General features: G+C 65.4%; 10 protein-coding genes. 6 read left to right on the top strand and 4 right to left on the bottom strand.

Annotated features, from left to right (window positions below):
- Positions 1–2,388, bottom strand: coding sequence for a phosphoketolase family protein (locus tag ABID58_RS18005; protein WP_354033640.1), 2,388 nt, complete (start codon positions 2,386–2,388; stop codon positions 1–3).
- Between the two features lie 210 nt (positions 2,389–2,598).
- On the opposite strand from ABID58_RS18005, the gene ABID58_RS18000 reads away from it, so the two are divergent.
- From ABID58_RS18000 to ABID58_RS17990, 3 genes are all read left to right on the top strand, one after another.
- Positions 2,599–3,762 (top strand): PA0069 family radical SAM protein, encoded by a 1,164-nt coding sequence (locus tag ABID58_RS18000; RefSeq protein ID WP_148750046.1) that lies wholly within the window; start codon positions 2,599–2,601, stop codon positions 3,760–3,762.
- An 86-nt stretch (positions 3,763–3,848) separates the two neighbouring features.
- The gene (gene rnhB, locus ABID58_RS17995) at positions 3,849–4,634 is read left to right on the top strand and encodes a ribonuclease HII (protein ID WP_354033638.1); all 786 of its coding nucleotides are present in this window, start codon (positions 3,849–3,851) and stop codon (positions 4,632–4,634) included.
- A 99-nt stretch (positions 4,635–4,733) separates the two neighbouring features.
- Positions 4,734–6,242 (top strand): glycosyltransferase family 39 protein, encoded by a 1,509-nt coding sequence (locus ABID58_RS17990; protein ID WP_354033637.1) that lies wholly within the window; start codon positions 4,734–4,736, stop codon positions 6,240–6,242.
- 36 nt (positions 6,243–6,278) lie between these two features.
- On the opposite strand, the gene ABID58_RS17985 is transcribed toward ABID58_RS17990, so the two are convergent.
- On the bottom strand, positions 6,279–7,085 hold the full coding sequence (locus tag ABID58_RS17985; protein WP_354033635.1) for a uracil-DNA glycosylase: 807 nt from the start codon (positions 7,083–7,085) through the stop codon (positions 6,279–6,281).
- 136 nt (positions 7,086–7,221) lie between these two features.
- Between ABID58_RS17985 and ABID58_RS17980 the strand changes: the two genes are divergently transcribed.
- From ABID58_RS17980 to ABID58_RS17970, 3 genes are all read left to right on the top strand, one after another.
- The gene (locus tag ABID58_RS17980; protein WP_354033634.1) at positions 7,222–8,883 is read left to right on the top strand and encodes an electron transfer flavoprotein-ubiquinone oxidoreductase; all 1,662 of its coding nucleotides are present in this window, start codon (positions 7,222–7,224) and stop codon (positions 8,881–8,883) included.
- A 306-nt stretch (positions 8,884–9,189) separates the two neighbouring features.
- Complete coding sequence (locus tag ABID58_RS17975) at positions 9,190–10,986, top strand: tetratricopeptide repeat protein (RefSeq protein ID WP_354033632.1); 1,797 nt, start codon at positions 9,190–9,192, stop codon at positions 10,984–10,986.
- Positions 10,987–11,072: 86 nt separating this feature from the next.
- Entirely contained in the window at positions 11,073–11,957 is an 885-nt protein-coding gene (locus tag ABID58_RS17970) for a 4-(cytidine 5'-diphospho)-2-C-methyl-D-erythritol kinase (RefSeq protein ID WP_354033631.1), read from the top strand.
- 93 nt (positions 11,958–12,050) lie between these two features.
- Here ABID58_RS17970 and ABID58_RS17965 read toward each other — a convergent pair whose 3' ends face one another.
- Entirely contained in the window at positions 12,051–12,920 is an 870-nt protein-coding gene (locus ABID58_RS17965) for an alpha/beta fold hydrolase (RefSeq protein ID WP_354033630.1), read from the bottom strand.
- Between the two features lie 6 nt (positions 12,921–12,926).
- Positions 12,927–13,559 carry a LysE family translocator gene (locus tag ABID58_RS17960; RefSeq protein WP_354033629.1) on the bottom strand — a complete coding sequence of 211 codons (633 nt, stop codon included), beginning with the start codon at positions 13,557–13,559 and terminating at the stop codon, positions 12,927–12,929.
- Between the last annotated feature and the right edge of the window lie 11 nt (positions 13,560–13,570).

The following is a 13,570-nucleotide window of genomic DNA, read 5'->3' as shown; positions in this document are numbered from 1 at the left end:
TCAGCCCGACTTGCCCGGCCAGACCCAATCGCGGATCTCCGGCATGTCCTCGCCGTGCTCGCGCACGTAACGCGAATGCTCGATCAACTTGTCGCGGAACTGTTGCTTCACCTGCGCAGCCTTGGTCGCAAGTCCCGGCACACGCTCGATCGCCTCGATCGCGAGGTGGTAGCGGTCGAGCCCGTTGAGCACGACCATGTCGAACGGCGTCGTCGTGGTGCCTTCCTCGGCAAAACCGCGCACATGTAGGCCATCATGGTTGGTGCGGTTATAGGTCAGCCGGTGGATCAGATAAGGATAGCCGTGATAGGCGAAGATGACAGGCTTGTCGTGCGTGAACAGGCTGTCGAAGTCGCGATCGGACAGCCCATGCGGATGCTGCTCTTTCGGTTGCAGCGTCATCAGGTCGACGACGTTGACGACACGGATCTTGATGTCCGGGAGCGCCTTGCGCAGGAGATCGACGGCCGCGAGCGTCTCCAAGGTCGGCACGTCACCGGCGCAGGCCATCACCACATCGGGCTCGCCAACCGCGTCCTCGTTGCCGGCCCACGTCCAGATGCCAATGCCGGCGTCGCAATGGTTAGCGGCATCCTGCATCGAGAGCCATTGCGGCGCCGGCTGCTTGCCGGCGACAATCACGTTGATGCGATTGTAAGTGCGCAGGCAGTGGTCGGCGATCCACAGCAGGGTGTTGGCGTCCGGCGGGAAATAGATGCGGACGATGTCGGCCTTCTTGTTGGCGACGAGGTCGACGAAGCCGGGATCCTGATGGCTGAAGCCGTTATGGTCCTGCCGCCAGACATGCGAGGTCAGCAGGTAGTTCAGCGAGGCGATCGGACGCCGCCACGGCAGGTGCCGCGTCACCTTCAGCCATTTGGCGTGCTGGTTGAACATGGAATCCACGATGTGGATGAAGGCCTCGTAGCAGGAGAAGAAGCCGTGGCGGCCGGTGAGCAGGTAGCCCTCGAGCCAGCCCTGGCAGAGATGCTCGCTCAGCACCTCCATCACGCGGCCGTCCTGGGCGAGATGCACGTCGTAGGATTCGACCGGCTCCATCCAGACCCGTTCGGTGGCGTCGAACACGGCATCGAGACGGTTTGATGCGGTCTCGTCCGGACCCATGAGGCGGAAGTTGCGCTCTTGCGCGTTGAGGCGGATGACGTCGCGCAAAAACTTGCCAAGCTCACGCGTCGCTTCTCCCGTGACGCCGCCGGGCTGCGGCACGTCGACGCCAAAACTGCGGAAGTCCGGCAGCTTCAGCTCCTTCTTCAGCAGCCCGCCATTGGCGTGCGGATTGGCTCCCATACGCCTGTTACCTTCGGGCGCCAGCGACTGAAGCTCGGGAATGAGCGCGCCGCTGGCGTCGAACAGCTTTTCCGGCTGGTAGCTGCGCATCCAGTCATCGAGAATCTTCAAATGCGCAGGGTTCTCGCGACAGCTAGCAACGGGCACCTGATGCGCACGCCAAAATCCTTCGACCTTCTTGCCGTCGACCTCCTTCGGGCCTGTCCAGCCCTTCGGGCTGCGCAGCACGATCATCGGCCAGCGCGGCCGTTCGACGCTTGTGCGCCCGTCGCGCGCGTGCTGCTGGATAGAACGGATGCTGGCGAGCGCGACGTCGAGCGCATCCGCCATGGCCCGGTGCATCAGCTTGGGATCATCGCCCTCGACGAACAGCGGCTCGTGGCCGAATCCGCGGAAGAGATCGCGGATCTCGCTGTCGGGCATCCGGCCGAGCACGGTTGGGTTCGCGATCTTGTAGCCGTTGAGATGCAGGATCGGCAGCACCGCGCCATCATGGGCGGGATTCAGGAACTTGTTGGAGTGCCAGGACGCGGCAAGCGGGCCGGTCTCGGCTTCGCCGTCGCCGACGACGCAGGCGACGATGAGGTCGGGATTGTCGAATGCCGCGCCATAGGCGTGCACCAGCGCATAGCCGAGCTCGCCACCTTCGTGGATCGAGCCGGGCGTTTCCGGCGCGGCGTGGCTCGGAATGCCGCCGGGGAAGGAGAACTGCCTGAAAAGTTTTCGCAATCCGTCCGCATCGCGCGGGATGTCTGGATAGATCTCGCTGTAGCTGCCTTCCAGATAGGTGTTGGCGACCATGCCCGGGCCGCCATGACCGGGACCGCAGACATAGATCATATCGAGGTCCTGCGCGCGGATGACGCGGTTGAGGTGGGCGTAGATGAAGTTCAGCCCCGGCGTCGTGCCCCAATGGCCGAGCAAGCGCGGCTTGATGTGCTCGGGCCGCAACGGCTCGCGAAGCAGCGGATTGTCGAGGAGATAAATCTGCCCGACCGAGAGGTAGTTCGCGGCGCGCCAGTAGCGATCGAGGAGATCGAGGTCGCTGCTCGCCGCGGCCGATTGTCGTTGATTTGTCATGTTCCTGCCGACTTTCACCCGGGACCGTCACCAACCGAGTTCCGGCGAGATCGATCCTTCAGCCGCATCAAGCGGGATCGAGGTCACGCGTTGTTGCGTGAGGCCAATAGTCAGCGCGCGAGGTTTGGGCACCTCTACTGTGCATGGGGTTGTTTTCGCGTTTTTCCTTTATGTTCTTGATTTGTTCCCTCGACGTGCTATCGTGGCTTCATGAGTCCAGCTTCTTCTTCTGCTCTCAAGCACCCGCCGGTCACGGCGCCCTCCGAGCCGGCGGGTGCGCCTTCTGATTTCCCCGAGCTTGGCGTCGCCATCGACCGTGCGCGCAAGCGTGGGCGGGGCGCGCAATCCAACGCCAGCGGCCGCTACGAGGCCGAGGCACGCGTCGCCTTCGACGACGGCTGGCAGAGCCTGGAAGAGCTGCCGCCGTTCAAGACCACGGTCGGTGTCGACACCTCGCGCAAGGTGATCACCCGCAACGATTCCCCCGACATCGGCTTCGATCGGTCGATCAATCCCTACCGCGGCTGCGAGCATGGCTGCGTCTATTGCTTCGCGCGGCCGACGCATGCCTATCTCGGCCTGTCGCCGGGCCTCGACTTCGAGTCAAAGCTGTTCGTGAAACCCGAGGCGCCGGCGCTGCTCGAGAAGGAGCTCGCGGCCGCCGGCTACGAGCCGCGGATGATCGCGATCGGCACCAACACCGATCCCTATCAGCCGATCGAGCGCGAGCGCAAAATCATGCGCGGCATTCTCGAGGTGCTGGAGCGCGCCGGCCATCCCGTCGGCATCGTCACCAAGTCGGCGCTGGTGGTGCGCGACATCGACATTCTCGCCCGCATGGCCAAGCGCAACCTCGCCAAGGTCGCGATATCGGTGACATCACTGGACCCAAAACTCGCGCGCACGATGGAGCCGCGCGCCTCGACGCCGCCGAAGCGGCTTGAGGCGCTGAAGCAGCTCTCGGACGCCGGCATTCCGACCACGGTGATGGTTGCCCCCGTGATCCCCGCGCTGAACGATTCCGAGATCGAGCGCATCCTCGATGCCGCGGCGCACGCCGGCGTCAAGGAAGCCTCCTATGTGCTGCTGCGGCTGCCGCTCGAGGTGCGCGATCTCTTCCGCGAATGGCTGATGGCGAACTATCCGGATCGCTACCGCCACGTCTTCACGCTGATCCGCGACATGCGGGGCGGGCGCGACTACGACGCCAAATGGGGCGAGCGGATGAAGGGCACCGGACCGATGGCCTGGACCATCGGCCGCCGCTTCGAGATCGCCTGCGACCGGCTCGGCCTGAACAAGCGCCGTGCCAAGCTGACCACGGATCATTTTGCCCGGCCAAAGCAGAACGGCGAGCAGCTCAGCCTGTTCTGAGGCGCGGAGCAACAACCTGTCTGAATAACGGGAATTGTTGGGGTTCCCTGTTGCGCAGGCCGGATCGCTTGCGCACGATCCCGGCCATGATTCGGGACAAGTCCACCAAGACACCAGCCAAAGAGGCGTCAAAGAACGACGCTGCCAGGAATGCCGCGCCAGCGAAAGCGAGCTTCCGTCGTGAGCGCGCGCTGATCAAGCGCGGCATCTGGCCGGTGGCTGGCTGCGACGAGGCCGGTCGCGGGCCGCTCGCCGGCCCCGTGGTGGCGGCTGCGGTGATTCTCGACCCCGACCGCATTCCGCGCGGCATCGACGATTCCAAGCGGCTGACGGCGGAGGAGCGCGAGAAGCTTTTCGACAAGATCTGTGCCACCGCCCAGGTCTCGGTCGCGGTCGCCTCGCGCTTCCGCATCGACCGCGACAACATCCTGCGCGCCTCGCTCTGGGCGTTGAAGCGCGCGGTGATCGCGCTGCCGGAGACGCCGAAGCACGTCTTCGTCGACGGCCGCGACCGGCTCGATACTGCATGCGACTGCGAGGCCGTGATCGGCGGCGACGGCATCGTGCTGTCGATTGCGGCCGCCTCGATCGTCGCCAAGGTGACGCGCGACCGGCTGATGTGCGCGCTGGCGCAGGACTGCCCGGGCTACGGTTTCGAGCAGCACAAGGGCTACGCCGTCCCCGAGCATCTCGACGCGCTCGACCGTCTCGGCCCCACCGCGCACCACCGCAGCTTCTTCGCCCCGGTCGCCACCGCCCGCGCCAAGCACATGCCCTGGACCGTCGAGCCGGTGCGGGATCTGTTTGCGGTCACCGAGGTCGAGGTGCAGGTTGAGACCACAGTTGAAATCGATGCTTCGGCAGGCCTCTAGCGTAGACTGTCGTTGCCACGACGCGCAGCGCCCTTTATCAAAACAGGCGTGAGCGAATAGGGCCGGCTGGACGGGTTGGCTGCATCTTGCGGGCGTTGCATGCGGTTTACCTCCCTGGTCATCGAGCTCATTCGCGCCCGGCCGCGGCTGATCGTCTGGATCGCCGTGCTGTTGCAGGCCGCGATGTGGCTGCTGGTGGCGCTCTTGTTCTATCGCACTCCGCCCGGCAGCCTCGCGACCCTGCTGGCCTTCGGTCGCGAGTACCAGGTCGGCACTGATCTCGGCCCGCCGCTGTCGGTCTGGCTCGCCGATATCGCCTATCGCGCCGTCGGCGGACATATGTTCGGCGTTTACGTCCTGGCCGAGCTCTGCGAGATCGCGACCTTCATCACGCTCTATCATCTGGCGCGCGCCGTGGTCGGCACGCAGCAGGCGGTGCTCGCTGTGCTCCTGACCATGACGGTGCTGGCTTTCTCCTCGTCCGCGCTCGACTTCGGTCCCCTGGTTCTCGCGCGGCCGATCTGGGCGCTGTTGCTGCTGCATTCCTGGCAGATCATCGGCCAGCGCCGCGGCAATGCCTGGTTCGCCTGGTCGATCGAGGCCGGCCTGCTCCTGCTGACCACGCCGGCCGCGATCTTCCTGCTCGCATTGCTCGTCGTCTTCGCGCTCTCGACCGCCGCAGGCCGCCGGACATTGCGCGCGCTCGATCCGCTGTTCGCGCTCGTCGTCGTCGCCGTGCTGGCGCTGCCCTATGCGGTCTGGCTGATGCGCGCCGAGACCCTTGTGCTGCCGGCCCTGCCGCAAATTGCCGACCTCGGCGCCCGCGCGATCCACGCCGTCTGGCTGCTCGGCGGGCTCGTGCTCGGCGCAGCGGCGGTCCCTGTGCTGACCTTCCTCAACTCACCCCTGTTCGCCGGCAAGCCCGAGGAGGCGCCGATCATCTACCGGCCACCCGTCGAGCCGCTCGCGCGCAACTTCGTCCATTTCTTCACGCTGGCGCCCGCGCTCGGTGCGGTCCTGATCTCCGGCCTGTTCGGGCTCGATGCCGTCGTCGGCGGTGCCGGCGTGGTGCTGGTCGTGTCGGGCCTCGCCATGGTCGTCGTGGCCGGCGATCTCATTGCGATGCGCCGCGCCCGGATGCTGCGCACGGTGTGGATAGCGGCCATCGTGGCGCCCGCGGCCGGCGTCGTGCTGGCCGTGCTGTTCCTGCCCTGGAGCGGCACCGGTGAGATCGCGACATCGATGCCGGCGCGCGCGATCTCGGACTTCTTCGACGACAGCTTTGCCCGCCGCACCAACCATCGCCTGCGCGCGGTCGCAGGCGAAACCGAGCTTGCGAGCTTGATTGCGATGCACTCCGGCCGGCCGCATCTGTTCATCGAAGGCGCGCCCGTGCGTACGCCCTGGATGTCACAGGCAAAATTCAGCGAGACCGGCGGCGTCGTGGTCTGGCGCGCCTCAGATACTGCCGGCACTCCGCCGCCCGAAATCCTCGCGCGCTTTCCCGGCATCGTGCCGGAAGTGCCACGCGCCTTCGAATGGCTGGTGACCGGCCGCCAGCAGTTGCTGCGGATCGGCTGGGCCATCGTGCGGCCGAAGGGGACGTAAGGCTCTCGCAATGACGGAGAGGGAGTGTCCCGTCCCTCACGCGCCCGCCAGCAACTTCGCGATCGCGCGCAGATCCTGCCAGGCAAGCCGCTTGTAGGACGGCGAGCGCAAGAGGTAGGCCGGGTGAAAGGTCGGCAGCGCGCGGATGGTGCGGCTACCCGTGTCGTAGTCGAACCAGCGGCCGCGCGTCCGCATGATGCCCTCGCGGGTCGAGAGCAGCGTCTGCGTCGAGGGATTGCCGAGCGTCACCAGCACATCTGGGTTCACCAGCTCGATATGACGCTGGATGAAGGGCAGGCAGATCTGCGTCTCCTGCGGCGTCGGCGTACGGTTGCCGGGTGGCCGCCAGGGAATGACGTTGGTGATGTAGGCCGTGGTGCGGTTGAGCCCGATCGCGCCGATCATGAGGTCGAGCAGCTTGCCGCTGCGTCCCACAAACGGAAGTCCCTCGATATCCTCGTCGCGACCCGGCGCCTCGCCGACGAACATGATGCGCGCCTGCGGATTGCCGTCGGCGAACACCAGCCGCGTCGCGGTGTGCTTGAGCGCGCAGCCCTCGAAGTTTTGCATGAGCTCTCGCAGCGCCTCGAGTGTTGGCGCAGTGCGCGCGGCCTCGCGGGCCGAGGCGATAGCGACGTCGGGCGCCGGTGCGGCCTCGCCGCGCATCGCCGCAGGCGCGGCGACAGGCCGCGGTGCCTCGACCGGCACCGCGCGCGGGGCCGGCGGCGGGGCGTCCAATTCCGCCAGGCGGTCGACCGGTTCCTCGGCGAGCGCACAATCGACACCGGCCTCCAGATAGAAGGCGAGAAGCTCTCGGACGGTGGGTGCGGGCTCGGGGATCATTTGGAAAGTCAGACTATTAGTTCATCTTAAGGCGCCTTGCATCCCAACGGAACGCATTTCCGTGGTTGTCCTACCCGGAAAAATCGGAAACAAGGGAGCGCAAATGACGAGGAACCGTCTCAAGGGCTGAGATCAGATGAGCACCGAAGAACTTCCCCCGCGGGAATCCATGGAATTCGACGTCGTCATCGTCGGCGCCGGCCCCTCGGGCCTGGCTGCGGCGATCCGGCTGAAGCAGATCAATGCCGATCTCAACGTCGTGGTGGTGGAGAAGGGCTCCGAGGTCGGTGCGCACATTCTCTCCGGCGCCGTGATCGATCCGGCCGGGCTCGACAAGCTGATCCCGGACTGGCGCGAGGATTCCGACTGCCCGCTGAAGACCCAGGTGAAGGACGACCGCTTCTACTGGATGACGGCCGGAGGCGCGATCAAGCTGCCGAACTTCATGATGCCGCCGCTGATGGACAACCATCACTGCTATATCGGCTCGCTCGGCAATGTCTGCCGCTGGCTGGCGCGCAAGGCCGAGGCGCTCGGCGTCGAGATCTACCCGGGCTTTGCCGCCGCCGAAGTGCTCTATGACGAACAGGGCGCGGTGAGGGGCATCGCTACTGGCGACATGGGCATCGGCCGCGACGGCAAGCCGAAAGACTCCTTCACCCGCGGCATGGAGTTGCTCGGCAAGTACACGCTGTTCGCCGAAGGCGCGCGCGGCAGCCTGACCAAGCAGCTGATCGCCAAGTTCGCGCTCGATTCCAACAGCGAGCCGGCGAAGTTCGGCATCGGCCTCAAGGAAGTCTGGCAGATCGATCCCGCCAAGCACCAGAAGGGCATGATCCAGCATTCGTTCGGCTGGCCACTCGACCTGAAGACCGGCGGCGGGTCGTTCCTCTATCACTACGACGATAATCTCGTCGCGGTCGGCTTCGTCGTGCATCTGAACTACGACGATCCGTATCTGTCGCCGTTCGACGAATTCCAGCGCTTCAAGACTCATCCGTCGATCCGCGGCACCTTCGAAGGTGCCAAGCGCCTTGCCTATGGTGCGCGTGCCATCACCGAAGGCGGCTACCAGTCGGTGCCAAAGCTGACTTTCCCCGGCGGCGCGCTGGTCGGCTGTGCGGCCGGCTTCGTCAACGTGCCGCGCATCAAGGGCGTGCACAATGCGATGGGCACCGGCATGCTTGCCGCTGAGCATGTTGCAGCCGCGCTCGCGGCCGATCGCGCCAACGACGAGATCGTCGACTACGAGAACGCGTGGCGGTCCTCGTCGGTCGGAAAGGATCTGTTCCTGGTCCGCAACGTCAAGCCACTGTGGTCGAAGTTCGGCACCGTGCTTGGCGTCGCGCTCGGCGGCTTCGACATGTGGTTCAACACGCTGTTCGGCACCTCGCTGTTCGGCACGCAGTCCCATGCCAAGCCCGATCGCGCGACGCTCGATCCGGCCAAGCAACACGCGCCGAAGAACTATCCGAAGCCGGACGGCAAGATCTCCTTCGACAAGCTGTCCTCGGTGTTCCTGTCCAACACCAATCACGAGGAGGATCAGCCGGTCCACCTCCTGGTGGCCGACATGAACCTGCAGAAGACTTCCGAGCACGACGTGTTCGCCGGTCCGTCGAATCGCTATTGCCCGGCCGGCGTCTATGAGTGGATCGAGGAAGGTTCGGGCCCGCGCTTCCAGATCAACGCCCAGAACTGCGTCCACTGCAAAACCTGCGACGTGAAGGACCCCAACGGCAACATCACCTGGGTTCCTCCGGAGGGAGGCGGCGGTCCGAACTACGAGGCGATGTAACGGTGCGCCAGGCGACCAAATAGGTCCGAAGGGTGATGTAACGCACGTTCGCGTGAGAACGGGAGCACCACGGGTGCCCCCGGCCACGATAAGGCCATAGTGACAGCGTCTTGGGGCGCTCTTGACCGTCACTTGGCCGATTTGGGGCGTGCGGAAGGGATCGCCCGGCCCGAATCCTTGCGGTGAAGCGCCAAAAGCGGCATTGTCCGGCCCAGACGGTTCCGGGTCCCGTGTCGCCGGCGGCGTTCGCGTGCGAGACGGCCATTTGCTTCAAACCCAGGCACTACCAACTCAAGGCGAGCCCTGATGTTTTCAAATCGTTTCAACCGCTGGACTGCTGCTGCCATCGCCCTTGCCGGCTCTGCGATCGTGGCGGTCCCAGGCGGGGTGCTGGCGCAGACGCCGGATCATCCGGCCGACACGGCGGCGCAGTTTCCGACCCGAAACGATCTGAAGTCGCTCACCACCGCCGGCAGCTATCTCGCCGCCCGTCACGCCAGCGTCGAGCGCGACGCGACCTCGGCCGCCGCCTTTTACCGCTCCGCGCTGCGGACCGACCCCAAGAACAACGAGCTGCTCGACCGCGCTTTCATTTCCTCGCTCGGCGATGGCGACATCGAGGAAGCGGTGAAGCTCGCCGAGCGCATCCTGGCCATCGACAAGACCAATCGCGTCGCGCGCCTCGTGGTCGGCGTGCATGATTTGAAGCTGAAGAAGTATCCGAGCGCGCAGAGCAACATCAACCAGTCGGTTCGCGGGCCGATCACCGATCTCGTCGCAACGCTGCTGTCCGGCTGGGCCGCCTATGGTGCGGGCGATGCCAAGGGCGCGGTCGCGACCATCGATAAGCTGGCGGGCCCGGAATGGTATCCGCTGTTCAAGGACCTGCACGCCGGCATGATTCTCGAGAACGCCGGTAAGGAGAAGGACGCAGGCGCCCGCTTCGAGCGCGCCTACAAACTCGACGATTCCATGCTGCGCGTCAGCGAGGCCTATGCGCGCTGGCTGTCGCGCAACAAGGACGCGGCCTCGGCGACCGCGATCTATGAAGCATTCGACAAGAAGCTCGCCCGCCATCCGCTGATCGTGGAAGGCCTGCGCGAGACCAAGGCCGGCAAGAAGATGCCGTCGCTGGTCGATTCCGCACAGGCTGGTGCTGCCGAGGCGCTCTACGGCATCGGCGCCACGTTGACCCGTCGCGGCGGCGAAGATCTCGCGCTGGTCTATCTCCAGCTCGCACTCTATCTCCAGCCCAGTCATCCGCTGGCCCTGCTCTCGCTCGCCGACCTCTATGAATCGGTGAAGCGGCCGCAGATGGCGATCAAGATCTATGAGCGGGTCCCGTCGAGCTCGCCCTTGAGGCGTAACGCGCAGATCCAGCTCGCCATCGATCTGGATTCGGCCGACCGCACCGACGAGGCGATCAAGATCCTCAAGGGTGTGACCGCCGAGGACTCCAAGGATATTGAGGCCGTTATGGCGCTCGGCAATATCGAGCGCGGCCGCAAGAAGTTCGGCGACTGCGGCGCGACCTATTCGCGCGGCATCGACGCGCTGCCGGCCGGCAACGACAAGGCCAACAGCGTCTGGTACTACTATCGCGGCATTTGCGAGGAACGCACCAAGGAGTGGGGCAAGGCCGAAGCCGACATGAAGAAGGCGCTCGAGCTGCAGCCCGATCAGCCGCATGTCCTCAACTATCTCGGCTATTCCTGGATCGACCAGGGCGTGAACCTCGACGAAGGCATGAAGATGATCAAGCGTGCCGTCGAGCAGCGGCCCGACGACGGCTACATCGTCGATTCCCTCGGCTGGGCCTATTACCGCATCGGCAACTACGAAGAGGCGGTGAAGAACCTCGAGCGCGCGATCGACCTCAAGCCCGAGGATCCCACCATCAACGACCATCTCGGCGACGCCTATTGGCGCGTCGGGCGCACGCTGGAGGCAAAATTCCAGTGGGCGCATGCTCGCGATCTCAAGCCCGAGCCGGACGATCTGCCGAAGATCGAGGCCAAGATCGCCAATGGCATGACGGATGAGAATTCGAACTCTTCGGCCGCGCAGGCGGACAAGAAGAAAGACGACGGCAAGGGCGGTTGAGGCTGCGCATGATCCGGAAAAGTGTGCAGCGGTTTTCCGACCAGATCATGCGCAAAGCAAAATAAGCAACTGGGGGCGTATCGCCGATGCCGGCGTTGGTTGAAGAAGGGCGCGCGAAGGTCAATCTGAGCCTTCGTGTGGTGGGCCGTCGTGCTGACGGCTATCATGACCTCGAGAGCGTGGTTGCGTTTGCCGATTGTGCCGACCGGCTCACGCTGGAGCCGGGTGGCGGGCTCAGGCTTGCGACCACGGGGCCGCTTGCCGCGGCCTGCGGCGAGACATCAGACAATCTCGTGTTCAAGGCCGCAAAACTGTTGGCCGACGCGGTGCCGAACTTGAAGCTCGGCGCCTTCGCGCTCGACAAGGTCTTGCCGGTTGCAGCCGGGATCGGCGGCGGTTCGGCCGATGCGGCGGCGGCGCTGCGCCTGCTCGCGCGCCTCAACAATTTGCCGCTCGATGATGCCCGCCTGCAAGAGGTCGCACTTGCGACCGGCGCCGACGTGCCGGTGTGCCTGTTCTCGCGCGCCTGCGACATGACCGGCGTCGGTGAGCAGTTGCTGCCGCTGGCGTTGCCGAGCATGCCCTGCGTGATGGTCAATCCGCGCGTGCCGGTTGCGACAAAGGACGTGTTCCAGGAGTTGGGCCTGCGCAACGGCGAACTGCTGGTCGGCGCGACCTCCGTCCTCGACGCCACGGCTTGGCCCGACGAGGGCGCCTCCATCGCCGACTGGGTCGATGTTCTCGAGACCGTCCCCAACGATCTCGAAGCGCCTGCGCTGCGCATCGAGCCGGTGATCGGCGACGTGCTGGAGGCGCTGCGCGACTCCGCGGGCGTCAAGCTTGCGCGAATGTCCGGTTCGGGCGCGACCTGCTTTGCGATCTATGGCGCGCCGGCTGAGGCGCATGCCGCCGCCGAGAAGATCCGCAGGGGTCACCCCGGCTGGTGGTTGCATGCGGGGACGTTGAGCTAAGGCGAAAGTGTCGTAGGGGGCAAAGCGCAGCGTGCCCACCACTTCTATCGTACGATCTGGATGCGTGGTGGGCACGCTTCGCTTTGCCCCACCCTACGATAGCTCGCCGAGCCCAAGAAATTGCCGGATCTCACCCAGCACCTCCTCCGGCTTGTCATGCTGCAGCCAGTGCCCGGCGCCGGCGATGATCTCGATGCGCGCCTGCTGGAAATAGCGCTCCAGGCCTGCGGCCCTGGCGCCGGCGAGAAAGCTTTCGCCGGCATTCAGCAACAGCGTGGGGCAGGCGATGCGCGACCACAGCGCGACGTGGTCGTCCGGCCAGAGCCGGTGCGGCGCGGAGGCGCGCTGGTACGGGTCGAACTTCCAGCTATAGGTGCCATCCTCGTTCTGCCGTGCGCCATGTGTTGCCAGGTGAAGCGCGAGGTCGCGGGACAGCCGCTTGTTGTGAAGCACCATCTGCGCGGCCGCGTCCTCAAGGGTCGCATAGCGGCGCGGAGTGCGGTGGTGCAGCCTGTCGAGCTGGCCGACCCATTTGCCGATGCGCTCATGCGTCGGAGCCTTCGGCGCATCAGGCAACACCGTCACGCCGTCGAGAACCACGAGCTTGGTGACCTGCTCGGGGAACGAGCCTGAAAAGATAAGGCTCACCATGCCGCCCATCGAATGGCCGATGAGGGTCACTTGAGGCGCTGCGGTGTGACGGACAAGCTGGGCAAGATCGTAGACATACTCCGTCAGCGCGTAGCTGCCGCCCTTGGTCCAGTCGGAATCGCCGTGGCCGCGCAGGTCGGGCGCGATCACATGAAAATGCGGTTGCAGCGAGCGTGCGATGGCGTCCCAGCTGCGGCAATGATCGCGGCCGCCATGGACCAGGATGAGTGGCGGTGCGTCCTCGTTGCCCCAGTCCGCATAATGCAGCCGCAGGCCGTGGGACTCGTAGGTGCGACTTTGCGGGGCGAGCATCGCGGGCTACCCGTTCACCGGACGCCGCGCCAGCGCGAGCGACAGGCCGAGGCCGGCAATGAAGACGCCGGAGCCTTGGGTGAGGCGGCGCATCAGACGCGGCCTTCCGATCAGCTGTGTACGCGTCGCGGACGCCATCAGCACCACGACGACATCGGCGAGCGTGTTCAGTGTCACCGAGATGGTGCCGAGCGCGACGAATTGCAGTGGGGGGCTCGCTCCTGCGGGATCGAGGAATTGCGGAATGAAGGCGAGGAAGAACGCCGCGGTCTTCGGATTCAACGCCTCGACCAGCACGCCGTCGCGGAACGCGCGCTTGTCGCCGACAGGCTCGCTCGCGAGCGACAGAGCCCGGCCGGCGCTGCGAAACGTCTTGATGCCGAGCCAGACCAGATACAGCGCGCCGATGAATTTCACGATGGCAAAAAGCTCGGCGCTGGCCAGGATGATCGCGGAGATGCCGAGGCCGCCGGCGACCACGTGAACCAGGCCGCCCAGCGCCGTGCCGGCGGTCGAGGCAAAGCCGCTGGCGCGCCCTTCCGACACGGTTCGCGCCGCGACGTAGAAGATGCCGGGGCCGGGAATGGCGGCAATGACGAGGGCGGCGGCGAGGAACAGCCAGAAATTCGTTTCAATCATTCCATTTTCGT

It is taken from the genome of Bradyrhizobium sp. S3.2.6 (genome assembly GCF_040546885.1).
In the GTDB taxonomy this organism is placed as follows: Bacteria; Pseudomonadota; Alphaproteobacteria; order Rhizobiales; family Xanthobacteraceae; genus Bradyrhizobium; species Bradyrhizobium cytisi.
The sequence above is the reverse complement of the archived record's forward strand: the minus strand, read 5'-3'. Positions and strand labels throughout refer to the sequence as shown.

What these genes read in the sequence shown, in the direction of transcription:
- ABID58_RS17985 (WP_354033635.1), bottom strand. Translation starts at nt 7,085, where the DNA reads ATGATCCCCGAGCCCGCACCCACCGTCCGAGAGCTTCTCGCCTTCTAT.
- ABID58_RS17980 (WP_354033634.1), top strand. Translation starts at nt 7,222, where the DNA reads ATGAGCACCGAAGAACTTCCCCCGCGGGAATCCATGGAATTCGACGTC.
- ABID58_RS17975 (WP_354033632.1), top strand. Translation starts at nt 9,190, where the DNA reads ATGTTTTCAAATCGTTTCAACCGCTGGACTGCTGCTGCCATCGCCCTT.
- ABID58_RS17960 (WP_354033629.1), bottom strand. Translation starts at nt 13,559, where the DNA reads ATGATTGAAACGAATTTCTGGCTGTTCCTCGCCGCCGCCCTCGTCATT.
- ABID58_RS17970 (WP_354033631.1), top strand. Translation starts at nt 11,073, where the DNA reads ATGCCGGCGTTGGTTGAAGAAGGGCGCGCGAAGGTCAATCTGAGCCTT.
- ABID58_RS17965 (WP_354033630.1), bottom strand. Translation starts at nt 12,920, where the DNA reads ATGCTCGCCCCGCAAAGTCGCACCTACGAGTCCCACGGCCTGCGGCTG.
- ABID58_RS18005 (WP_354033640.1), bottom strand. Translation starts at nt 2,388, where the DNA reads ATGACAAATCAACGACAATCGGCCGCGGCGAGCAGCGACCTCGATCTC.
- ABID58_RS18000 (WP_148750046.1), top strand. Translation starts at nt 2,599, where the DNA reads ATGAGTCCAGCTTCTTCTTCTGCTCTCAAGCACCCGCCGGTCACGGCG.
- ABID58_RS17990 (WP_354033637.1), top strand. Translation starts at nt 4,734, where the DNA reads ATGCGGTTTACCTCCCTGGTCATCGAGCTCATTCGCGCCCGGCCGCGG.
- rnhB (WP_354033638.1), top strand. Translation starts at nt 3,849, where the DNA reads ATGATTCGGGACAAGTCCACCAAGACACCAGCCAAAGAGGCGTCAAAG.